The sequence below is a fragment of the Terriglobus aquaticus genome, from assembly GCF_025685415.1.
Classification (GTDB): Bacteria; Acidobacteriota; Terriglobia; order Terriglobales; family Acidobacteriaceae; genus Terriglobus; species Terriglobus aquaticus.
Map to the genome: position 1 here is coordinate 779,259 of NZ_JAGSYB010000001.1, position 24,161 is coordinate 803,419.

The window sequence follows — 24,161 nt, forward strand, 5'->3', positions numbered from 1 at the left end:
CTCGCAGGAAGCCTAGTTTTGCCACAAGTACATCGCGCAGCCATGCGGTGGCAACTGCTTGAACTGGGCGCTGTCGCTCAAAATTTCGCCAGTCCATGCATCTTTGATAGGGATGCCACGCGGAATCTGAACACCGTGCAAAGAACTCGGTGCGGGCAGCGTTGCCTCTGACAAGTTGAAGAACGCGATCGCATGGTTCTTGTTCAGCATGTCGGCCGTCCACACGACCATTCGTTCGTCGGCGTAGACCTGACGGCTCACCAGAGCGGTTTGATCGACACGAATTACCTTCCGGTTTGTAAGCAGCGAGATCGTTGCCGCATCCAGCATGGTCAAATTCGTGCCAAGAACAAGCGGGCTGCGACTGATCGCCCACAACGTAAACTGCGATTGCTCCTCGTCCAACGAAAGGCGTGACATGCGCGGTCCCGGTCCCACGTCCGGCCTGGGTGCAAGCATGCCGAACGGCAGCATATCCGCATCCGGCCAGTGACCTGGACCTGCGTGTGGCGCCCAAGCGGCAATACGTGCAAACTGACTGCTGACCGAGAAAGGGAAGTCGCCGGAGCCGCTCCAGACGTCCCACACGTCATTCGAGATGCGCCACATCTGCGAGAGCCGTTGCACCTCGTCGGCATGCTGCAGATTCGTCGGTCCGGGAGAGAGGCTTAGCACCATGGCACGTCCGCTCTTTGCGATGGCGTCGTGGATTTGCCGAATCTCCGAAGCCCTGTACGGGTGGTCTGCAATGCAATCGACCTTGAGGAAGTCCACACCCCAGTGGCTGTACTGGCGGATGAGGGAGTCATACCAAGCCTGGCCGGCTGCGTTGTCGCGCACCCCGTAACTGGTGGGGTCCCAGGGGCAGGTCTCGGCAACATCCGCCGCATCGGGAGCGGAAAAGGGCGAGCCCTCGATTGGCAGCTTCAGGCGAACACTTTCTTTAGGGATGCCGCGAAGAATGTGAAGCCCAAACTTCAGGCCTTGCGCATGCGTCCACCGTGCCAGCTGCATCATGCCTTCAGACCCGCTATACAGCCGCGTCTGCCCGTCGTGCTTCACTGGTGCGCCGCCCGCGGAAGGAAAGCGCACCGGAGCCGGCAGGAAGCGGCCGTGTTCGTCGAGAGCGTATTGCAGGTTTCCCGGATGAGGCCGCTGTTCGGGGTTCTCCATGTACCAGCCCTCGTCGACGACGGCATAAGTCCATCCGAACGGCTTCAACTTGTCTCTGAGAACCTCCGCGTTGGCGTGGAACTGCTGCTCGGTCACAGTCAGGCCGTAGCTGTCCCAACTGTTCCAACCCATCGGTGGCGTGGGCGCCAGGATGGTCGAACCGCTCTGCGCCCCCAACGTCGCCGCCAGTAAGACCGCAAACGCCGCAAACAGACAGGAGGAAAGCCATCGACGCATTGAGACCTCTTTCCGACTTGGCGCGCTTGCGGCTCACCGCAGCCAGCCTTCGCGATATTTAGAAGCTTCCCGTAAACGCTGCCCTTTGTGATCGGAAGCGCGGCAAGCACCGAATCAGGCGCGTCCTGAGTTATCGTCGGCTCGGTCTCGTACCGCTTCCGAGTGACTTGCTCTCGATGATCATCAAATCCCAGGGCTGCAGATGCACGCTCGCACCCTGAGCCACGGAGGCGTTCGTCAATAGATCCTTGCCCGCGGTTCCGTTGAACCGAACATCCTGCGCGTCCGAGCTGTAGTTCAGCAGATAGGTCAGTGTGCTGCCGTCCGCGCTGCGGCCGCGCTTCACGCGCACCGGCGACGCTACTGTCCCTGCGTCCACCGGAATCCCGCTGCTCCGCAACGTGTCCAGAACGACGGCTTGCTGCAGTTCGGGCGATAGAACCGTCCCCTCATAGGTGAGGGTTCCCGTGCCCCAGGTGTTGCGCGTGATCGCAGGCCACCGGCCAAAGAAAGGATGATCGTACGTTGCAAGCGTCTGAGCGGTCGTTGGTCGCAGGAACTCCGCCCAGTCGGTCACCCGGTTGGCTGCGCCGGCGTGGAAGGGATCATTTCGCAGGCTCAACGGCTTTTCCAAGCTTGAGAATTCCTGATAAGTGAAACCGGCCGCTTCGCGCAACGGCCCGGGCGCCAGCTCCCAGCGCACCGCTGAGTTCTCATTGGTGAAGCCGCTCTTGAAGGTCATGAGCACGTGGCCGCCGTGATGCACGTAATCGGCGATGCGCCGCAGCAGCGCGTCGTCTGCAGAGTAGAGCGACGGGACGACAAGCAGCTTGTACTGCGAAAAGTCCGGCGTGGTGGGGAACACAAAGTCGGTTCCAACGTTGGCGCGGTACAGAGCACGATGCAACTGCTGCAACGTCCCTCCATACGAATCGCTCATCTGACCTGGCGTCCAACCACCGGGCGAGGATGCGTACGGCATGAAGCGGATGGCGTTGGCCGAGTCGACGCTGTAGAGAATCGCGACATCGTTATGCACCTGCATGTTGGCAATCTTCGGTCCGATCTGGCGAAGTTCGTGCGCCACTCGCGAGACTTCCGCATAGGCTCGATTGGGTTGCAAATCGTGGCTGAGCACGCCCTTCCAGTAGGTCTCCTGTCCCGCGTGGATGGAATGCCAGTGCCAGTACTCCACCGTGTTGGCGCCGCTGCTGGTGTGGGTATACACGTCCAGGCGTAACTGTCCGTCATAGGGCGGGAACTGCCCTTGTGAGCTCCAGCCCTCGGTCTGCGCATCCGTCTCGGTCACCAGGTAGTTGCCATGCTTCAACGAGCGTGCGAAGTCGCCCTGCATCGCCTGGAACGCACCGTCCATATGGTCCTGTGCAACCCAGTAAGGATTGTTCGCGACCACGTCCAGAACCTTGGACACCTCGACTTCGTTCACGTCGGCCCGCATCATGCTGCCAAAGTCCTGCGTCACAAACTGGTTCGGCCCGCGATGGGAACGCACGAGCGCGGCCTGCCATGCTAGGAAATCTGTGACTCGATCCTGCTGGAACCGAGACCACTCCAGCTTGTAACTCGTACTGGTGGCATGATCGCGTGTGGGAAAGTCGGCCCAATCGTTCACGTCCTGTCCCCAGTAGTTGAGAAACCAGGCTTTGTTCAGCGCGTCCGTTGTGCCGAACTTGCGCTTGAGCCGATCCACAAACGCTGGATAGAGCGATGAGTTGGTGGCGCCGTAGCTGGAGGTTTCGTTGTCGATCTGCCAGCCGATCACGGCGGGATTGTCCTTGTAGTGCTCCACCAGGTTCACGATCAGGCGTTCGGCATAGCGCCGATAGTCTGGATCGTCGGTGTTCATGTTCTGCCGCATACCGTACCCGGTAGCGCCCCCGTCTATGGGCCGGGCGAGCATCGCTGGATGTGCCTTCGCCATCCAGCTCGGAATCGAGTACGTCGGGGTTCCCAGGATCACCTTGATGCCCGCTTTGTTCATGGCATCGACCACGCGGTCCATCCAGGCGTACTCAAAGACACCGTCACGGGGTTCCCACAGGCTCCAGGTGGACTCGCCCATGCGCACCACGGTGATGCCGGCGTCTTTCATCAACTTGACGTCCACGTCGAGTCTGCCCGGTTGCAGTGCCGCTGGCATGTACTCGTTGTAATAAGCGGCGCCGTACAGAATCGTAGGCTGCTTCATCCCCGGTGCGGCTTCCTGCGCTCCAAGGGGAACGCTAAGGGCGAGAAGAGAGGCAAACCGCAGACTTCGAAGGAGAGGATTTCGCATCGTGGAACTCCGCTGAACGTACGGTTCAACCTGCAACCGGTGTTTTGCCACTCAGAACTGAAGCGGCTGACGGTCTACTTCAGGACCGCGACCTCGTATTGCGCAAGGGTGATCTTGCTGACGGTTTCTCCAGTCAGCACATTCGACATGCCATGCGGAAGAGCGACGGTCTGCGGGGTCGCGTCGTAGTTCGTCAGGATATAGACCTTCCGGCCAGGAGCGGAACGTACCGCCAGATCAACCCCAGCCGGCAGGTCCGGCATCACGGTCTCAAGGCCGCTCTGACTCATCATCCACTTGGCTGCAGCAGTCATCGCGGGCTGCTCCAGCGCCGTGCCAATGTACGTAATTTGCCCTTTGCCGACGTGGCGCGTCACGGCCGCAGGCTGGCCATTCAACCAGCCATTGCTCTTGCCATAGCGCATCAGCACTTCGGTTCCCGGAGCGGGTGAGCCCAACTGTTCCGCCCATTTCGGCGAAGTCGAGTTGCCCCACGTTCCGGTCACGGGTGCGGCCTCGTCCAGCGCATACCACTGTTCCACGCGATCGCCCAGAAGGCTTCCCAGCGGTCCCGGTTGCCGTTGTGGCATCAGGCTGTTGTCTTCGTCCTTCATGGCGCTACGCTGCGTCAGCACCAGGTGGCCGCCAGCCTCTACATAGGCTTCCAGGTTGTGGATGGCAGCCGGCGTTAGCAGGTTCAGCGCTGGGGCGACCACGAGCTTGTAGCGGGACAGCGGCGCCACGTCCGACACAACATCAACCGAATGCGCCTGCGCCCGTAGCGCGGCGTACCACGGAACGATCGCGTCGCCCACGGGATCGAAGCTCTTGTTGTGCCGCTGCCAGTTGATCGCCCATCGGCTTGGGTAATCCTGCAGGATGGCAACCTGCGACTCGACCGTGGTGCCGGCGAGCACGGGGGCAGCTTTTTCAAAGTCTGCTCCAATCTGCTGAACCTCTGCATAGAGCGGAACAGGTGTCCCATCCGCACCCACGAGCACCCCGTGATACTGCTCCTGCCCGTTCAGCGCACTGCGCCACTGCCAGTACTCCACCGCTTCCGCGCCGTGCCCAATGGCGTGCCAAGCCATGGCACGCACTTCGCCCTTGTCCAGGGCCGTATTGTTGGGCGACCAGTTCACGAAGCCTGGCTGCGTCTCCATGACCCAGAAGTTCTTGCGGAGAAATCCCCGTGTCAGGTCATGCGCGGCACCGTTCCGCGCCAGGTCCAGATGCCCACGGCCCACGTAGTCGTCCCATGACGCAAAATCCAGGTCCTGCGCCACGGTGTAGTGATCGTAGGCATCGAACCAGCCCATCATGTTGGTCGTAATGCGTTGCCGCGGCTCAGCGTACTTGCGGATCGCGTCCAGGTGTGCGCGCTGATAGCTGCGCCAGGTGTCGCTGACAAATTCTTTCCAGTTCAGCAACAGACCGGGGTTGCCGTATCCCTCTTCGATTGGGATCTGATCCCAGCTCTGGTAGGTCTCGCTCCAGTACGCCGTGGTCCAGCGCCGGTTCAACTCATCCAGTGTCTTGTACTTGGCTTTGAGCCAATGCTGAAACTGTGCCCGAGTACTTGGGCCATAGCTTTCTGCCGCATACTCATTGTCGATCTGCCAGCCGATCACATCGGGATCGTGGCCAAAGCGTTGCGCCATGCGTTCCGTGATCCGGGTGACCAGTTCGCGATACTTGGGACTGGACCAGTCAAACTGTTGGCGATTGCCATGTTCGTCCTTGCGGCCATCCTCTTTGGTGCGAAGAGTTTCCGGATATTTCTGAGTGAGCCACGCCGGTGGCGCAGCGCCGGGTGTGCCTAGAACAACTGCGATATGGTGCTTTTCCGCCGCTCGGATGGCTCGCTCCAACCAGTCGAGCTGGAAGTTTCCCTCACTCGGCTCCATCGTGCTCCAGGCAAACTCGCCCACGCGCACCAGGTGGATGTGCGCAGCTTCCATGAGTGCCAGGTCGGCTTCCCACCTCTGCTCAGGCCACTGCTCCGGATACCAGGCCGCGCCCAACAGCAATGCAGGCACCCGCTGTTCCGTAGGAAGGGCCTGTTGTGCCATGACAGTGCATGGCAGAACGGTGGCAGTAATCGCAAGCAGCGCGGAACGTAGGTGATGTCGCATTGGGGGCACGTTTCCTCGGCGGCAGTGTATACGGATTCACTCAGCCTTGGCGACTGACCGGTTTGCCAGGTCCGAAAGCTCGCCCTATCTCCAGATCCAATTGCAAACTGCGGTACACAGCAAAAGAAGCGTGGCCACCAGGAGAAGACGTCGATCCACGGGAGATGCCAACGCATTGCTTCGGCCCAGTAACGTCTTTTCACTCACAGAGAGCGCCGGTGCGCCGCTCGGAATGACAAGCACCAGCGTCAACGCAACGGTGAAGGCGAGGAGTGCCGCATAGAAATTCGCCGCCATGTTGCTGCCGAACGGGATGGCTCCAAGCCGACCCAGGAAGATGATGCCCAACGCCACCGCGGATCCCGCGCTGAAGCCCACCAAAGCACTTCGTTCCGAAGCTGAGCGGGAAATCATGCCGCCGAAAAACACCGCCCAGAAGGGAACCCCAAGCACCGAAAAGATAAGTTGCACTGCTTCCATGATGTTGCTGAACAGGAAATTAAGCAGAGAGAGGAACAGGCTGAGGACTGCGGCTACCAGGATGGCAGCGACGCCGAGGCGAACCGGCGTGGCCTGGCGCTGCCCGGATTTTCGAGACCTCAGCTCTGGTAGCAAATCGATCGTACAGATCGCCGCAAAGGCGGAAAGATTTGACGCAAAGGACGACATGAGGCCAGCGCACAACGCCGTAAACCCGAGTCCCAGCATCCACGGTCCGTACAGTTGCTGCATCATGCGTGGGATCGTTCGATCAAAGCGGCCGTCGTTGACATGAAGCAAGATGGGAGCGGCCAGACCCGGCACGACCACGATCCCCGCAAACAGAAGCTTGCCGAAGCCGGCCAGCAGCGGCACCTGTCGCGCGGCCAGGTCTGTGCGAGCCGTGAACGCTCGCTGCATCAGAACAAAATCCGTACACCAGTAGCTGAAACTGAGCACGCAACCCAAGCCGACCACAATGCCGAGTAGGTCCATCGGAGCGCGTGGGTCTACCCAGGGAAGCTTGCGCCACACATGACCATGCGCACCCAAAGCGGCACCGTTCAGCAAACCCGGCATGCGAGCGCACCGGATGGCAAGCGGAGCGGTTCCGGCAAGCAGCGTCGCAAACTGCAGCACCTGGTTGTACATGGTGGCTCGAATGCCGCCCAGCAAGACATAGCTGGTGACTAGCGCAGTACAGAGCAGCAGGCTCCAACGCAACGGAATGTCTGCGATGACATGGACTACCTCACCCAGGGCATAGAGGCTGATGCTTGCCAGCAACTGAAGTACCACTGCGGTTACGCCAGCGTTCAGCAGTTGCATCCTGGGGCCGTATCGCTGGCCAAGAAACTGCGGCACACTCTGGATGCCGTGTTGCCGGTAGAGAGGCATCATCCAGATGGCGAGAAACACTAGCGCAGGGATCGCTCCGATCCAATAAAAGTGCAGAGCCACCGCACCGTACTGGGCCGCCATGGCGCTCAGGCCGACTATTTCCACCGCGCTGAAGTTTGCAGACAGGTACGCCGCCAGCACGATCCCGAAAGGGAGAGAGCGGGATGCCTGAAGGTAGTCTTCCGATGTAGCGACCCTGGACCTGGTCCAAAGGCCAACCAGGAGTGTGAACGCAAAGTACGCAAAGAGCGGCAGCAGGTGCGGATTCACTGTGGTGCTCTACGAACTCGGGGCTTGTTCGTGGATCGTCTCGCCTGGCGAGGTGGCGCAGTGGTCCCGCGCACCACCAATTCGGTTTTCAGGCTGAACTGTGCACCCCTACCATCTTCCTGCCGCTTCGTGTGCTCAAGCGCTTCGATGCAGAGCTGCGCCAGACGTTTGCGCGGGATGCGAACCGTCGTGAGTGGGGGATGCATCACTTCACTCAGCAGGACGTCGTCGGTGCCGATCAGGGAGATGTCGCGGGGTACCTGCAGGCCGCGCTTGTGTGCGCCGAGCATGGCACCGAACGCACTCAGGTCGTTGGCATGCAGCACCGCAGTTGGCGGCTCGGGCAAGTCTAGAAGTTGGGCCATCGCGGCCTCGCCACCCGGGACCCGGTAGTTTCCGGGCTTGACCAGCGTCGCATCATAACGGAGGTCTGCCGCTTGCAGTGCCTGCCGGAACGCGTTGACCCGAAGCTTCGACGTTTGCATCTGCGGGTAGCCTCCGATGAAGCCGATGCGGTCATGGCCGAGCGAGCGCAGATGCAGAACTGCTTCTGTAAAGCCGGATTCGTAGTCGATCGCTACATCGCTCCGACCGGCGTCTGTACTGCGCCGATCCAGCGTCACGATAGGAATGCGGCGCTGCAGGAGCGGCTCGATAGCCTGAGTTTCAAATTCGGAACCCATCAGGACCGCGCCGTCCACTTGGCGCATCAGCATGCGACGTACTGAACGCAACAGGCCTTCCGCATCCTGCACGCTCGTCAGCAGCATCTCGTGATCGATCTGCTCTAAGGCCGCTTCAAACGCCGCAAGAAACTCGGAGAAGTATGGGTTGCAAATGTCCGGGATGACCAGACCGTAGGTTTTGCTTCGCCCGTACTTCAGGGTCGTCGCACTCGGATTCGGGATGAATTTGGCTTCGTCGAGAATGACCTGGACCCGCCGCGCCGTCTCTGCCGTGACCGCGTTTGAGCCGTTGATGACGCGTGACACGGTGGCGCTCGATACTCCGGCGCGCCGTGCGATTTCACGCATGTTCATGTGCTCACTCTACCTCGGTCCGGCCTCTAGGCGGCTCATTCTCAGAATGTACCCATCTTGATATGCACCACCGCATTCCCGGATCGCCGGAAGTTCAGTCCACGGTCAGTCTGGTCACCATTCCATAGGCGCAGCGGGACCCACTTGCCATCCACGTAGTGCCCCTCTTCGGCCTGCAGAATCTGCGAGCCGATGCCGGGCAGATGGCCCGCAGTGTGGAAGAAGACACTGCTATCGACTCCCGTGACAAGAAACTCGTCAGGGCCGATCTGGGCCACCAGGGCGCGACCGCTATGATCCGGGGTTCCGGGAGCCGGCCGGCCATCTGGCTGTGGGAACCCGAACCGGACCGTTGCTTTCCATTGCCCGAAGTCCAGCTCCTGTTCGGCCTGGCCTGGCGCATCTACTGCGGTCTGCAGTTTGCCTTCCAGGTTTAGCTGCGCCAACTCGCGAGCCATCGGCGCCAGAAGCGCGTAGTTGGACGTGTGAGCTCGCGGGCCTTCCGGCTCGCGCCGGTGAGCAGCCGAATCGTCCGGCGCTGCTGGTGCCCAGGTCCATCCGGTGCGGTCTACCCCGAACGGAGAGAATCCGATCGCACCCTTGCCTAGAGCGAGATACAAGTAGGCCGCGTAGGAATCGCCGTATCCAGTCTCTGGAATCCAGAGTGGGTTGTCAGGCCGGGCGTACGCGTCCAAGACGCTCGTATAGAACTTGCGGTCGTCCGAGTAGATATCGGGTCCGATCATGTCGATGGCGGGCGCTAGAGCCTTCCACAAGGGAAGCATCGTCTGCGTGGGACCGCCGGAAGGCCAGCCAATGCCGGGATTCGGAATCTGGCGCTCGGGCAGTTCCCCGATCGGGTACTCGAGCCAGACATTGCAATAGAAAGGGATGTCGAGCTCCCGTTTGCCTGCTTTCGCAATCTCGTTGACGTAATGCGCCTGCTGATAGGCCTGGAAGGTCTCATCAGCGCGGCTGCCAAATACTTCGGTCCAGGTCCCAGGCTGCTTGTGTAGGGCTCTCAGCACTTCAGCCGGCACCTGCCCCGCAAACTCGCGGTTCGATTCCGTTGAGTAATCCCGAGGTGAACCGATGATGCCCGATTCGTTTTCCACCTGCACGAGGATCACGGTGTGCTCCTGAGCATCGACCTCTGCAACGTGATGCATCAGCGCGGCGAACGCGCGCTGGTCCGCTTGCAGGTTGTTGCGCGAGCCGGCAGCTAAGACGTCGATGGGTTTGCCTGCCGCATTGATCACCCTTGGATAAGTCTTCGGATCGGTCTTCACCCATTGCGGCACGTAATGCATGTTGCCGTTCTTCCAAGTGCCAAACCACAGGAGCACTAGATGCAAGTGGTGCTCTCTCGCGCCCTTAATCAGAAGGTCGGCGGTGCTGAAATCGAACGTGCCGGGTCGAGATTCCAGTTGCTCCCAATAGACCGGCGCCTCAACCGTATTCGCGTGCATATCCTCCAGTGCAGGCCACACCTGCGGCAGCGTGCTTGCCCACGAACTGGAATTGTTGATCTGTGCTCCCAGAACAAGAAAGGGAGCGCCGTCCACAATCAACGCGTGGCGACCGTTCCTGGTCTCAAGGTGCGGCTTTTCTGCGGCTCTAAGGACCAGCGGCATCACCGAACAAAGAGCGCCGACAAAAGCGCAGCGTAGTGCAGTAACCATCATGGTTATTCCTTTCGTCGGCTTACTTGCCGCGTAATCCGGTGGGCTCAGCTCAACAACCGCAGTGCTTGGGACATCGTCTGTGGAGCAGAGAGTGCTTTACCCGCAGTCAACCCTGGGCCAAGGACGGCCGCCTCTCCGGTGCGCTCGTGCCAGACCAGACAGCTTGCGGTCTCCGCTCCGGGAAGCCGTTGCAGGTTGATCCAGGTGTACCAGGCACCCTGTTCCGCATCGACCAGCGATCCCCTTGTATCCAACCCGGCCGGCGGCGCTCCCGAGAGCATCTCGTTCATACCCTGCTCCGCCTGCCGCGGCGTGAAGCGAAGCAATAACGTGTTTGGCTCTGCACGCCGAAGGCACTCTCGGGCTGCCCATTGCACAAAGGTTGTCGCGAAGATCTGTGTGCCCGATCCTTCCGTCAATAACGAAAGCTGAAAGTGCGTGAGCGCCGAATCTGCTCTGTCCATGCCCATCTGCTCGGGAGTGGTCTGCATCAGCAGCGTTCTCAACTGTTCTGGACCGCTGCTTTCCGCGCTCATCGCATTCCGTGCGCGTGCAAGCAGGCTGGCGCGAACTGGAGCGAGGGCGTCGTAGCTGACGACCGTGAGGCTCTGGCTCGTACGGGGCATCGCTTCGGCATCCCGCCGCGATCCTCCATCGATATACCAATGCCCGTACTCGGAAGGGTGCGCGGAGGCTCGCTCGGCGGTATGCCGCAGCATGCCTTGCCAGCCATCCCGGTCCGCAATCCGCAGCGCAAGGCCATGCGAGCGCAGCTTGCGGAACGCTGGAAGACCTTCCAGCGTTCCGTCGAGCAGGATTAGCACGTGCCGAGGAACCGCTGCGCCAGCCTGGGTAGGATCGGGAAATGCTTCGACAAAGTCCTTCGCTGCCTGGCGGAATCGAGGCATCTGCCCGCTCGACCACAACGTAGCGGTCAACACATCCAGGTAGTGGCCTGGTTCGCTGACCCAGTCCATCGCCTCCAACGATGCAGGAAGCTCGAAGGTACGGAAAGGTGCCAGCAACCGCTCCCGCGATACCGCGTCCCGCGCCTGAAGCTGCGTGAGTTGCGAGAGGATTCGTTCCCGCTCCCGTGGAAAGCGATAGTCATAGGCGGCAATTTCCCGCAGCAGAAGTGGCAGCAGCGGAAGTGGCAACGTTCGCAGAAGCGGCAGAAAGCGCGTAACCATCTGCCGCGCTTCGGGCGGGTACTCGTGAAACGACGTTTCCACCAGGTCCTGTGGCTTGCGTACTACAGCCGAGCCGCCGTTTCCTTGAAGGCCTTTCTGGCTGCCGGTCTCCACGTGCTCCTCAGCACGTTGCTGCGCCGGCGAAGCGTTGGCCAACTGCATCACGACAGCACCTCCGTGAGCGGTGTGCCGCGGGCGAACCGCGCCTGAAAGCCAAGGCGCTGCGCCAGCGTGGGGACCAGGTCCAGCGAATCTACGGGACGATCGATGACAACGTTTTGTCGCACGCCGGGCCCAAGCACCAGCATCCACGTAGTGCGGCTCAACGGATCGCCGGTGCGATGGTGCTGAAAGCCGTTCCCACCGGAGTCCTCGTCGGAGTCTCTGCCGAAATCAGGCAAAACGTACAGCGTGGTGCGGTCTTTGTATTCCGGCTCGCTCTGGATCGTGCGCCAGATCTCCGCGCAAAGGCGATCGCTGCGCCGGATGCCCTCGAGGTAGAGCGAGAACGCGCCGGAGTGTGCGATGTCGATGTCGTGCAAGGTGATCCATAACAGCGACGGTGCAGCGCGGCGCATGATCTGCCGGGCGATATAGAACGAAAGTTCATCGGGACTGTTGAGAGTCGCGGCATGCGCCCGGAAGTCTTCTATAGAGAGGTCCAGAAGCTCGGCCGTGCGATGCAGGTCCTGTTCTGAGATTGAACCGGTGGGCGACGGATCGAACAGCGGCGTCTCGTAGTTGTCGCGCAGCATGTGCTCCGTCATGGCTCCGCCGGTGGTCCCGCGCATGGCTGCTGCCAGCAGATGTTTAGGTAGGATGACCCGTGCGCCAAGACCTGTTCCGTACAGGCGATTGTTGCTCTCCCCGATGCCGCCAAACCCGTTGCTCGGCGCGACCACCCAAGCGTCCTCCGCCGGGCGCTTCAGGTCGCGCCGCAGGTACTCAAAGACAGTGGGGTTTTCCGGCTGCGTCGCTGCGAAATTGTTGAAGCGCTCATACACACCGGTGGCCAGTGAGGCGGTAGCCACGTAATGCCCAAGGATGCCGCGGTTGATGACCTGCGTGTAGAACGTAGCCTGCGGAATCAATTGGCTCAGCAGCAGAGGGATGTTCGCCTGTCCCTCCGGCGCGAACGTTTCTGCATCGCGCGCGCCCCCGCCAAACGTGACGACAACCGCTTTGGGCGCTGGCCCGGCACCGAGCGACGCCATTGCGGCCGCGGGAAAGAGTCTCGCGCCAGCAGCGCAGCCCACAGCGTGCCGCATGAAGTCGCGCCGCGTTTGCGACTGACGATGTGCTTCCTGTCGCAGGTAGCTGCTCAGTTCGCCGTAACCAGGAATGTCGTCACCTCCTTCATGCGCCGTTCTTCCTCAGCCTTTGCATCACCCGCATACTTCTGTTGCAGCGCGATCTCCTGCTGCGCCTCGTCCCGCTTTCCCAGGTGAGAGAGAGCGCGCGCGAGCCGGTAGTGCGCCTCGGGGTAGTCGGGACGCTGTTGCAGAGCACGGTGCAGCAGATCAGCGCTGCCCGCCCAGTCGTTTCGCGATTGCTGCAATACCGCGAGCTGGTACCAGGCATCGGCCAGCTTGGGATTCACGCGAACCGCATTCCGCAACAAAGCTTCAGCCGCTACAGCATCCTGCTTGTCCGCAGGCTGGTGCAGGATGGCGACTCCAGCAAAGAGCGACGCCTCAGCATTCGCCGGATGCGCCTCCGCAAAGCGCCGCAACGAGGTACATCCTTCCTGCTGGGCACCGCCCAAAGCACTGCAGCTTCGGCCAAGCAGGTCCGCGGCCGTACTGGAGTTCGGGTCCTTGCCGAGCAGGTCGGCAAACACTGGAACTGCCTTCTCGTAATCAGCGTTGCCGTAGTACGCAACGCCTAGTGCAGTGCGCATCCGTTCGCTGGACGGGTAGCGCTGCGCAGCGTAGGTCAGCACCTGGATCGCAGCGGGGAACGTCCAGTGACGCATCAGCTCCGTGGCATAGCTGTATAGATTCGCCTCACTGGGATCCAGCTCTGCCGCGCGCTTGAAATGCTGCGCGGCCGATTCGAAGTGGTGCGATTGTTCCTCCGCCTCGCCCAGCAGTTCTTGCAGCGGAGCCGAGCTCTCCTGGTCCGGCGCCGCATGCAGGACGGTAAGCGCCTGGCCTGGATCATTGGCTGTCAGCAGTGCCACGGCCCAATCGTGCCGCAGATCATCGTCCACGGCAACGCCTTGCTGCTGCATCAGGCGCGCTCCGGCGGAGTAGGCCTTCGCAGCAGCGGAAGCATTGGCCGCTTCCATCTGCGCCTGCGCCAGATGGATCATCAGGACCGGATTGTCGGGCTGCTGCGAGCTGGCTTCGGTCAGCAGAGTAACCGCTTCTCCGGGCGCCCCTGACTTGATCAAGGCCACCGCAAGGTTGCCGGAGATGTCCGCATCACGCGGCGCCAGCCGATGTGCGCATTGCAGATATGGAAGCGCCTCCTTCAGATCTCCCGACTCCGCGAGAGTCATGCCGGTAGCAGTCTGGACCTCGACCTGCTTCGGATATTTCGTAGCAAGCCGCAGCAGGGAAGGCCGCGCCGCGGCGAGGTTTCCAGCCTCATAGGCTTGAATGGCCGATGTCAGACTTGCCTTGTCTTCGGCTGACATCGATGCACCACTCTGTTGCTGTCGTGCGGGAGTGTGTCTGGTCGCTGTGGCGTCCTGCGCCCACAGCGTCGCCCGGCTGCACGAAACTCCGAGCAGTACGGCCGCGACGACAAAACGGGCAGGGATCATTGCGACGATCTTACTCAAGCTCAAGCAGATGCTGATAGGGCAATCGGGTCGCGGCGTATGACCCGAGCGATCCAGGACTGTAAAACCGACGCAGCCGGAGTAGCTCCTCCGGCTGCGCAGTTACATCGTTGTAGCGCTGGTTAGAAGTTGATCTTGCCCGCGAACTGCCAGAATCGCGAGTCAGGCGTGAAGGCACCCAGGTTGCGGGCACCCGTAATCTGCCCACCGCCGCTGCTTATGTTCGCATTGGGGTTGCCGTAAGCAGGTGTGTTGAGCAGGTTGAAGTAATCGGCGCGCAGTTGGAACGTGGTTTCCCGGAAGAGTCCGAAGTTCTTGTATAGCGAGCCATTAATGCGCTCGTAACCCGGTCCGTACGCGCTGTTGCGCGGCGATCCGAGATAGGGAAGCGCGAACAACCCGGTGACCGTCTGTCCCGCTGCCAGGGGCGTGGGGTTACGGAACGAGCAGGGGTTATACCAAGTATTCGTGTTGCGCGTCGACGTAGGGCAGGTGAATGGCTTCGTCTGCGGATCGGACGTACCACCCCCAGCGAACTCGTTGCGGATCATGACGGGATGTGCGCCAGCACCGGCAGGACCAGTCACGCTCAAATTCATGCTGAACGGGTTACCCGTTTGCGCGACAAACGTGAGTGAGTTGGTCCATCCACCCAGCAGGATATCCAGAATGCCCGGGTGATTCCCGTGCGCCCGGCCTACACCGTACGGGATGGCGTACGAACCATTCAGTGCGAAGCGGTGTCTTACATCGAAAGGTGAGTTGCTGTAGTCACTACCAAGGCCGATCAGGTTCGGTCCGCGATACCCAGCGTCGCCCGTGCTGCCGAGTGGCGTTGGTGCATCGTCCAGCGCGTGCGAGTAGGTGTAGCTTGCCAGAAAGCTAAGACCGCTACGCAACCGCTGATCCAGCTTGGCCTGAAGGGAGTTGTAGTTTGAGGCTCCTTCATAAGAGCTGTATGCGTCACCACCGATGGTGGGGAACGGTTGGTACGGAGTAGTGTTCGCGCCCGGTGCCTGGAGAACCAACGCCGAGTTCCGGTCCGGGAAGACCACCAGGTGACGCGAGTTCGAACCAACGTACGACACCGTGGTCGACATCGTGGGGTTAATTGCGTACTCCAAGGCCAGATTGTATTGCTGGCTGTACGGCGTCTTCACAAAAGGATCGGAACCACGGAGATTGGGGTTAGACACTGAGTTTTGCAGGCCAGCCGCGATTGCTGCGTTGAAACCGTTCTCCAGGGTGATGCCGTTGTTCCGGCAGTTACCCACGTTGCATGACCCATACAGCGTCTGTGAGTTGTAGGTCGAGTCGAACTCAAACGGATAGTTTTCACCCAAATTCGGGTAATAACCAGCGCTTTCCAGGCCGCCGTAGAAGATGCCGTAGCCGGTCCGGATCACCGTCTTGTCATTCAGCTTGTAAGCCAGGCCAAAGCGCGGAGCGAAGTTCTTCTTTTGCGGGTCAACCAGGAAACGGTTGTTCGTGTACTGCAGGTTGATATGGTTTGCGGCCAGCGTGTTCAGGAAGCTCGCTGCCAACGGCACTCCGCTCTTGGACTGCGGGATGCGGTAGAAGCCTGTGCCAGCACCGGGTGCCAGCGTATTTACGATGAACGCCGCCTGGTTATCGTGACGTTCCAGATAGGGCTGTGCGTACTCATAACGCAGGCCGATATTGATCGTGAGATTCGGTGTCGCCTTCCAGTCATCCTGGAAGTATCCGGCACGGATCCAGCGAACATCGTCCGACGTAAAGATGTTGGAGACTGCTGCTGTGTCCATGTTGTTGGTCAGGAAGTCGGCCACTCCGAATCCCGTGTAGGCGATGCCGGTCGTCTTATCGGTCGGTGCGCCCGCGGCCGCGGTGAACTTACCTGTAAAGCCGTAAGAACCGCGCGACTGAGTCGGCTGGGTCGTCGAGAAGCGAATGCGCTGGAAGTTCACGCCCATACGCATGCTGTGATTGCCTGCGATCTTCGTTACGTTATCCAAGATCTGGTAGACGTTCTGGTACTCATCCGTCACCGCAAACGTTGGTGAACCGAAGCTTGAGATACCACTGACGGCCACGTTAGGTAGGCCGCCATTCTGCTGCCCGCCGGGAATGCCGCCCAGGCCCAGGCTCGCGGCGAGTCCAGTGTTGCTGCCGTTTGGCTGCAGGAACCCGAAGTGGCCGTAGTTGTAACCAAAGCGCGCTTCGTTCACCAGGTTGGGGTTGAAGATGTGCGTCTCGCTGGCGGCCAGAGCTTCGCTCAAATTGGTGATCGTTCCCGTGTCACCGAAGCCACCACCATCCAGCACATTGCCCAGCGGAGGTGTGCGTGTGCCAGGGGTGTTCGAGTAGCTGGTGCGGACGAACATCTGATCGTGCTGACTGGCGTTGTAGTCCGCGCGAATATCAAATTGCGTCGTGTTGTTTACGGCGTTGCGGCTGCTGAAGTAGTTGTTTACTGCCGTTCGGCCGCCAATTGCCTGGTTTGGCTGTGGGTACAGGTTCAGGATCTTGAGCGCGGTCTGATCGATTTGTGACGGCAGCAGCGTGTTGTTCGGCAGTGGTGTAGCGATGTTGCCGGAGTTGGGCTGCACCAGCTGCACTGGAGAGTTGCCGGTGAGCGCCGGATTCAGCAGTTCGGAGAAATTGCCCTGGCGCATCAAGGCAGTCGGAACGGTAAAGGTTCCTGATTCGCCAAAGATAATGCGGTTCGCTTCCGCGTCACCAAACAGGAAGAGCTTGTCCTTGAGGATCGGAAAGCCAAGCGTTCCGCCGAACTGGTTCTGCCGGTATTTCGGCACAGTCCGGTTACCGAAGGATGCCCACTCGTGGATGTCGAAGGCATCGTTGCGGATGTACTCCCAAGCCGCGCCGTGGATGTGGTTTGTGCCCGACTTTACCGAGGTGTTGATTACAGCACCTGCGGAGTGGCCGAACTCCGCGCTATACGCTCCCGTTTGTACTTTGAATTCCGCCAGGGCTTCCGGTGGCGGCTTCACGCTGTAGCTGGCGCCGTTGAAGAAGTCCACCACGTTTACGTTGTTATCCACGCCATCCAGCAGGAAGTTGTTCTGCTCAGCGCGCTGGCCGTTGGCGTTGAAGTCGCCACCGTTCTGACCGCGCGAGCCGTTCGCAGGCGCAATGCCGGTCGTGAGCTGCGCGATGAAGACGTAGTTGCGACCGTTCAACGGCGTATCGACGATCGTCTGTGCCTCGATCACCTGTCCGGTTGAGCCGTCACCGGTCTGCAGTTGAGGTGCTTCGGTGGTGACTGTCACCACGTCCGTTGCGCCTGGGGTGAGTGTCATGTCGACGCCCGCACGCTCATCCACGTGAAGCTGTACGTTCTTCTGCTCCGAAGTGTTGAAGCCGGAGGCCGAGACCCGAACGGTGTAGTTACCGATCTTGACGGGCGAAAAGGTGTAAACACCGCTGCCGTCCGTTTTGTCAGTCAGGGTGAACCCTGTATCAACGTTCGTAATTGTCACCGAAGCGTTGGAGACTGCAGCGCCGGACGCATCTCGGACAGTACCGGTGATAGTGCCTTGATCGACCTGTGCGAATGCACTTGCCCCACAGGCCGCAAGAGAGAGTGTCACTGCGAGAGTTCCACCTCGCAGAGCCGTGATGGGCGATGGCGCCATTTGACCTCGAAATTTCATCCTGTGTCTCGCTTTCGGTGGCTGCATGTTCGGCGTTTCTGAATCCGTATACATTGCAGCGCCAAGAACTCTAAGCCGCTGGAGAAATCGGTGTCAACATCTTCTTTTCAGCTTCGATTGAAGCTGCTTCGGGCGGTTGATTCGCACTAAAAGCAGCCATCCCTCGACGATTGTCAGGGCGTAGCAAGGCGAAAACAGTCAGATGTGAGATGGCCGAGTCAGGTCTCGAGAGCAGATCCACAGATAGAGGACATGCTCACCGCGGGATCACGCTTCCGAACGTTTCTAGCTCGCGCCAACCAGCACAATCGGCATCGTGGGTGTGAGCGAGCCGCCAGCATTCTCTACCGTGATTGCAAAGCCCGTAGCAGCGACGTGCTGGAAATGGCTGTTGATTAGCGTTGCGTTGCCTGCGTTATCAGGCCTGAAGGTGCCAGCGGGGATGGGTGCGGAACCGTCCGCCGGCATCAGCCAGAGTTCATACACCTTGTTCGCCGGAAGGCTGCTCAGATCACTGCCCGTGAAAACAAGCGTACCCGTGCTGGCGAGGTAGGTGCCTCGCCCGGAGGGCCGCTTCTTCTCCTTCGGAACGGTGAGGGTCACGTGCAGCGCAGTGGGATCCGCCAAAGCCGCAAGCACTTGTTGCGAGTCCGCCGCAGCTGCCGCAATCTGCTGTTCCTTAGTTAGAGCTTCGCCGAGCTGCTTCCGCTCGGCTTCCGTCTGATTTGCCGTGGCGGCCAGCGAGTCGGCTTTGGCTGCAGCACGCTGCGCCTGCAGGGCTGTGGCGTCGGCCTTTGCCGCGAGCGCGGCACTCTGTGCAGAGAGGGCAGCCGCCCGGCTTTGCGCCTGTGCAGCTTCCTGCTGCTTGGTCGTCAGTTGAACTCCCGCCTGTTGCAGGGAGTTGCGTAACCGATCCCGCTCCGCAGCCACGCTTGCAACCTGTGACTGTGCGTCGTGTAACTGTGCAACCTGGCTTTGCGCCTCATGATTTCTGCGCAGCAGCAGGCCAACTCCGACCAGCAGAGCCGCTGCCACTGCCCACCCGGCCCACAGCAGCCCCAGGCTCCAGCTCCAGCGAGGCGAGCGTTCGACCACCTCGGCAACCCTGCGCGGTGCTGGCGCCGCGGCAACTGGTACGGTACGTTCCCGTTCCACGCTGCTCTGCAGGCGACTCAGCGCCGATGCAGGCACCTCTTCCATAACGGTCGTTGCCGATGCGTATAGTCCGAGAACTGACTGAATCTCAGCCAGTCTGGCGGCCACCTCCGGATCGCTCTCCACCAGGCCCGCCACCTGCGTCATCTCTTCAGCAGACAGCGCCTGCATCGCGTACAGGATCAGGTCGTCTTCTGTCACAAACCCATGCATGCTCATGCTTTCAGGGTCCTTTCCAGAAGATTGACCGCCGCCCGAATACGTGTCTTGACCGTGCCCAGGGGTGTGGCCGTTTTGGCTGCGATCTCTGTATGCGTCAGTCCTTCGAAAAACGCCATTTCCAACGCCGTCTGTTGTTCAACAGGAAGCTGACTCGCCACCTCGCGCACCCGCGCCAACAGCAGGTTATTTTCGGACGACGCAGCAAGGTTCACCGGCGACGCCAAGGGCAGATCGTCGACCGGTTGCGTCAGCTTCCGCCTGCGAATGCTGTCCACCGCACGGTTCCGCGTCATCACCGCCAGTAGCGGTTCCAGCGATTGCTGGTCCTCGCGCAACTCGAACGGCTTTCTCCAGACCTGCATGAAAATCTCCTGGAGAACGTCTTCTGCGTCCTCTCGATCGTTCAGGACTCTCATGGCGACTGAAAAGACGAGCTTCGAGTGCCTTTGGAAGAGGCGCGTCAGTGCCTGCTCATCGCCCTCTTTGATTCTGAGAAGCAGAGCAGGATCTGACTCCTGGCCCTCTTCCAGTCTCGGTCGCGTTGAAGAGTCACTCATAGAACGTTCGGGGAAGGCGGATGGTTTGTGGCCTACAGCCACTTACGTGCATACGATACACAGCGCTGGAAGCCTTGTGGAACGATTGCGCAACAAAATTCGTTGGCTCGTGACGTTTGCGGCACCCTTTGCCGCGGCGGCGTCACTGCGGTGTCCACTGCGGGTGAGTGGTGAACAGCCCATCCACAAAGCCAAGGTGATACATCAGGAACAGGCCGAAACAGAGGCTGATACCGCCTGAAATCCACCCCAGCGAGTCGGTCCAGCGATGAAATCGCGTCGAGCCGTACCTGAGGGGAATGGCAAAAAGTGTGGTCATCAGCACCATGCCCAGCATAGTCCCCACACCAAAGATCACCAGGTATACGGCCGCCCAGACCGGATCCTGAATGGTCGCAAGCACCAGAAGTGCCACGGCAGCAGAGCCGGCTAAACCGTGTACCAGACCGATGAACAAAGGCCGCAGTGTATGGAACACGCCCAGCTGGGTTAGCGAGCTGCGAAGCGGGCTGTATCCAGCTTCCTCGACTTCGGAAAGGGAAACGCCTGCTGGTTCAGGGGCGGTCGCGAACCGGCGCGAGAGGTACGGCAGCAAGCCGGTTAGGTTAAGAATGCCAAGGAGCACCAGCATGACGGCCACACTGAACTCCATCAGCAGACCTAGCCGAATCGGTATCTGCACGTGAAAGAGGATGATCAGGCATCCCACGAGGAAGACGGTGATGGTGTGACCCAGGCCCCAAAGGCATCCGATGAGAGCCGCGTGCGCGATGGATCGCTGCCTTGTGACAATGGTCGACAACGCAACCACGTGATCGGCGTCCGTGGAGTGACGCATTCCCAGCACCAGGCCAAGACCCACCAGGAACAGGACTCGGCCGGAGTGCGGTTGTTCCCCCGGTAGAAGGGCGCACAATGACACAGCCTTCGCGAGGAGAAAGGCGCTCAACGCCGTTCCCGCTCACGCTCTACAGACCCGCACTGCCGGAAGCCTCGCATGGTTAGGAAGGCTTCGTCTCAGGATTTGCACTGCTGCCGCCCAGCCACTTCGGATTCTGGGCCGTGCCGTCGAAGATGTTCGAGGTCTTGAAAGGCTCAAACCGGCCGGTCAGCGCTACCTCCCGTGTACGCCCCAGCAGGTCGCTTCGTTGCGCCTCCGTCATCGGTTTGAAGTCGTGAGCTGCCGTAAGAGCCTGTTGCAGAATCTCCGGCTTGTCGATGCCGGTGATGACAACAGAAACGCCCGGGACGGAAAGGCCGTAATGCAACGCCTCTGCCGGCTGGAAGGTATTCGTCTTCAGCAGCCAGCCGTCCCCAAACGTCTTCATCGCCAGCACGCCTGTTCCGGCCTTGACCGCCACCGGGATCACCAGGTTCGTGAACGACCGGAAGTGCGCGTCGAAGACGTTGACCGGCATCTGCACCGTATCGAACTTGAAGCCGTGCTGGGCCGCGATCTCGAACATGCGCAGGTGGATCTGTGGGTCCTTGTGACCCGTAAAGCCGATGTAGCGAATCTTGCCGGCTGCCTTCGCAGCCATTGCGGCGTGAATCGCACCGTCGTCTGCAAAGATTCGATCCGGGTCTTCAAAGCGGAGGATCTCGTGAAACTGCACCAGGTCGATTACGTCGGTGTTGAGGCGGCCCAGTGACTGCTCCAACTGCTTGTCGTAGTCCTTCGCAGTGCGGGCGTCCAGCTTGGTCATCAGAAAGACCTTCTGCCGGTAGCCATCCTTCAGCGCCTGGCCCATGCGCACTTCACTGATGCCGTCGTTGTAGTCCCAGCAGTTATCCATGAACGTGATACCCGCATCGATCGCGCTGCGGACCAGTCGTATCGCATCTGCCTGAGGGATCTTCCCGTCTTTGTCCAGGTGATATCCGCCCATGCCGATGGCTGAGACGCGTTCACCCGTCGTGCCCAGCTCGCGGTAGAGCATGCCCGGCGCCTCGGGCCGCTGTACCGGCGCCCGGTCTGAGGTCTTGCCCGCCTGTGCGTCCGCAGAGGCTGTTGCGACGGAGGCAACCCCCGCGGCTGCCGCCGTCTTCAGGAAATCTCTGCGCTCCATGGTCTTCTCCTGTGTGCCGTACTTCCAATGGGATGCGATTTCGTGACGACGTGCCAGCTTACCGCGCAGCCGCTTTTGCGCCGTTCCTGGGATCGCTGGCCCGGGCGATCAGAGTTGCCGAATACGCGGCTCCAAATCCGTTATCGATGTTCACCACGCTTACGTTAGGCGAACAGGAGTTCAGCATCCCAAGCAAGGCGGCTGTGCCGGCGAACGAAGCTCCGTATCCCACCGAGGTCGGGACAGCGATGACGGGAACCGCCACCAGTCCGCCGACCACCGACGGAAGCGCGCCTTCCATGCCGGCGCACACGATCACGCAATGCGCTTCGAGGACCTGGTCGCGTACGGCCAGCAATCGATGCAGCCCCGCCACACCAACGTCGAAAAAGCGTGTGACCCGGGTTCCGAAGAACTCCGCGGTAAGGGCTGCCTCCTCCGCTACGGGCAGGTCGCTGGTGCCGGCGCACAGCACGGCGACGTGTCCCCAGGTGGCTGGCAGGTCAGTTTGCCGCAGTGAGATCAGGCGCGCCGTCTGGTGGTAGTGCGCTTGCGGTGTCAACGCCTGTACCGCGGCAGCGGTCTCCGGCGTGGCGCGGCTTGCCAGCACGTCAGACCCGGCCGCAGTCATGCGCGCAAACAAGTCCGCCACCTGCTCCGGAGTCTTGCCCGCCGCATAGATTACCTCTGGCAGGCCGGTGCGAAGCGCCCGGTGGTGGTCAATGCGCGCTTCTCCCGTGTCCTCAAATGGCAACTTCGCCAGTCGATCGGAAGCTTGCTCGGGCGAAAGCGAGCCGCGCTGAACGTCAGCCAACAACTCCAGAACCGCGGCGGGATTCATGACTTCGGCCCCTTCGTGCTGTGTGCGTTCAGGTAGGCCGCCATGGCCGCAGCATGGACTTGCTTCAGCGGCACACCGTTCTGTTCCGCCAGCCGGCGGCAATCTTCAAACTCTGGATTCGCGTTCAAGGTCTCGCCCATCGATCTTCCGATCTTCACACGGACATTACCGAACTCGGTCTGAACGTCCACGTGCTCGCGGTCGAGGCACACGCGCCGATCCATGCGGGTGCGGACCCCAAGCGTCGTGGTCTCTCGCAGCAGCATCTGCTCCAGCCGGTGCGCGTCTTCTGACCGGGCCAGCACGGTCAGCAATGTTCCAGGCCGGCCCTTCTTCATGATGACCGGCGCCAACATCACATCCATGGCGCCTGCATCGAGCGCACGGTCTGCCACATACGCGAGAAGCTGCGGCGTTGCATCGTCGACCGCGGTTTCGATCACAGCAATGGACTCCTGTGCCGGTTCCTGAAACGCCGCACTCAGCGCGCTCTCGGCAAATCCATTCCGTTCGGAGCCCGCAGGGGCAGAGGCCTCTCCCACGCAAAGCCGGAGAACGTTAGCGAAGCCCGGGGGGTTGCGCGTACCTGCGCCGTAACCGATGCTCTGCACCTGCATGACAGGTTGAGGACCGTAGGTGGGCGATAGCGCGCGCAGCAGTGCCGCGCCCGTTGGCGTGGTCAGCTCTTTTTGCAGATGGGCAGCATACGTCGGCACGCCACGCAGCAGATCTGCGGTCGCGGGTGCCGGGACAGGGAACACGCCGTGCGCGCAGCGAACGGTGCCGCTGCCGACATTCACGGGCGAGCAGTGCCAAGCATCCGCGCGCAGGTGAACCAGCCCTGCTGCCGAGGCCACGATATCGACGATGGCATCCACCGCGCCGACCTCGTGGAAGTGGATCTCGTCGACCGGAACGTTGTGGATCTTCGCCTCAGACGCGCCGAGCAGATCGAATGTGCGCATCGCGAGGTGCTTTACGTCGTCAGTGAGCCGCGACCTACCGATGATCTCGCGTATGTCCGTGAGGGACCGCGCGTGACCCTCGTCGAGGTCGGCACCTGCATCCATGGCGACCTCGTCCCACGTGTTCGCACCAGGGGTCGACGTGAACCCATGGTGACCTTCGCGATGCTGATGCTGAGTCTTCGCTTGCGGGGAGTAGGGCTCGCCTTTCCGCTGCTCTTCCGGCCGCGAGGGCGCCGGGACTTCTGCTGGCTGGCCTTGATCGAGCACCCGCACCTTCACCGCCGTGATGCCACTGCGATCGACCGAGTCGAACTGCAGCGAGGCTCCCAGGTTCATTGCATCGGCAGCATCCTCCAGGACCGATCGCGGAACACCGGCATCGACCAGCGCTCCTAGCAGCATGTCCCCGGCGATCCCGGCGAAGCAATCAAGGTATGCGACGCGCATCGGTGCTACCTTCTCTCCTCAAGCAATTTGTGTGAACGCACGCCGGTCT

General features: G+C 60.9%; 16 protein-coding genes. All 16 read right to left on the reverse strand.

What is annotated here, in order from left to right:
- Positions 1–12: 12 nt before the first annotated feature.
- Entirely contained in the window at positions 13–1,410 is a 1,398-nt protein-coding gene (locus OHL12_RS03440; protein WP_263412439.1) for a glycoside hydrolase family 27 protein, read from the reverse strand.
- A gap of 130 nt (positions 1,411–1,540) precedes the next feature.
- The gene (locus OHL12_RS03445) at positions 1,541–3,619 is read right to left on the reverse strand and encodes a beta-galactosidase (RefSeq protein WP_263412440.1); all 2,079 of its coding nucleotides are present in this window, start codon (positions 3,617–3,619) and stop codon (positions 1,541–1,543) included.
- Between the two features lie 161 nt (positions 3,620–3,780).
- Positions 3,781–5,841, reverse strand: coding sequence for a beta-galactosidase (locus OHL12_RS03450; RefSeq protein WP_263412441.1), 2,061 nt, complete (start codon positions 5,839–5,841; stop codon positions 3,781–3,783).
- Between the two features lie 84 nt (positions 5,842–5,925).
- On the reverse strand, positions 5,926–7,491 hold the full coding sequence (locus OHL12_RS03455; protein ID WP_263412442.1) for a sodium:solute symporter family transporter: 1,566 nt from the start codon (positions 7,489–7,491) through the stop codon (positions 5,926–5,928).
- On the reverse strand, positions 7,488–8,531 hold the full coding sequence (locus tag OHL12_RS03460; RefSeq protein ID WP_263412443.1) for a LacI family DNA-binding transcriptional regulator: 1,044 nt from the start codon (positions 8,529–8,531) through the stop codon (positions 7,488–7,490). The genes OHL12_RS03455 and OHL12_RS03460 overlap by 4 nt, the downstream gene beginning before the upstream one ends.
- A gap of 41 nt (positions 8,532–8,572) precedes the next feature.
- Positions 8,573–10,216 carry a DUF5597 domain-containing protein gene (locus OHL12_RS03465; protein ID WP_263412444.1) on the reverse strand — a complete coding sequence of 548 codons (1,644 nt, stop codon included), beginning with the start codon at positions 10,214–10,216 and terminating at the stop codon, positions 8,573–8,575.
- Positions 10,217–10,260: 44 nt separating this feature from the next.
- A complete protein-coding gene (locus OHL12_RS03470) occupies positions 10,261–11,571 on the reverse strand; it encodes a hypothetical protein (RefSeq protein ID WP_263412445.1) in 1,311 nt (436 codons plus the stop codon).
- A complete protein-coding gene (locus OHL12_RS03475) occupies positions 11,568–12,674 on the reverse strand; it encodes an alkaline phosphatase family protein (protein ID WP_263412446.1) in 1,107 nt (368 codons plus the stop codon). Before OHL12_RS03475 ends, OHL12_RS03470 begins: the two co-directional genes overlap by 4 nt.
- A gap of 53 nt (positions 12,675–12,727) precedes the next feature.
- The gene (locus tag OHL12_RS03480; protein ID WP_263412447.1) at positions 12,728–14,047 is read right to left on the reverse strand and encodes a tetratricopeptide repeat protein; all 1,320 of its coding nucleotides are present in this window, start codon (positions 14,045–14,047) and stop codon (positions 12,728–12,730) included.
- A gap of 269 nt (positions 14,048–14,316) precedes the next feature.
- Positions 14,317–17,907, reverse strand: coding sequence for a TonB-dependent receptor (locus OHL12_RS03485; RefSeq protein ID WP_317889796.1), 3,591 nt, complete (start codon positions 17,905–17,907; stop codon positions 14,317–14,319).
- 231 nt (positions 17,908–18,138) lie between these two features.
- Positions 18,139–19,227 (reverse strand): anti-sigma factor, encoded by a 1,089-nt coding sequence (locus tag OHL12_RS03490; RefSeq protein WP_263412448.1) that lies wholly within the window; start codon positions 19,225–19,227, stop codon positions 18,139–18,141.
- Entirely contained in the window at positions 19,224–19,787 is a 564-nt protein-coding gene (locus tag OHL12_RS03495; RefSeq protein WP_263415061.1) for an RNA polymerase sigma factor, read from the reverse strand. The genes OHL12_RS03490 and OHL12_RS03495 overlap by 4 nt, the downstream gene beginning before the upstream one ends.
- A gap of 142 nt (positions 19,788–19,929) precedes the next feature.
- Positions 19,930–20,736: a high-affinity nickel-transport family protein gene (locus tag OHL12_RS03500; RefSeq protein ID WP_263412449.1), complete on the reverse strand. Its 807-nt coding sequence runs from the start codon at positions 20,734–20,736 to the stop codon at positions 19,930–19,932.
- Positions 20,737–20,788: 52 nt separating this feature from the next.
- Positions 20,789–21,856, reverse strand: a complete 1,068-nt coding sequence (locus tag OHL12_RS03505) for an aldo/keto reductase (RefSeq protein ID WP_263412450.1) — start codon at positions 21,854–21,856, stop codon at positions 20,789–20,791.
- A 58-nt stretch (positions 21,857–21,914) separates the two neighbouring features.
- Positions 21,915–22,697: a nickel pincer cofactor biosynthesis protein LarB gene (gene larB / locus OHL12_RS03510; RefSeq protein WP_263412451.1), complete on the reverse strand. Its 783-nt coding sequence runs from the start codon at positions 22,695–22,697 to the stop codon at positions 21,915–21,917.
- Positions 22,694–24,112, reverse strand: a complete 1,419-nt coding sequence (gene larC, locus OHL12_RS03515) for a nickel pincer cofactor biosynthesis protein LarC (RefSeq protein ID WP_263412452.1) — start codon at positions 24,110–24,112, stop codon at positions 22,694–22,696. The genes larB and larC overlap by 4 nt, the downstream gene beginning before the upstream one ends.
- Positions 24,113–24,161 lie beyond the last annotated feature (49 nt).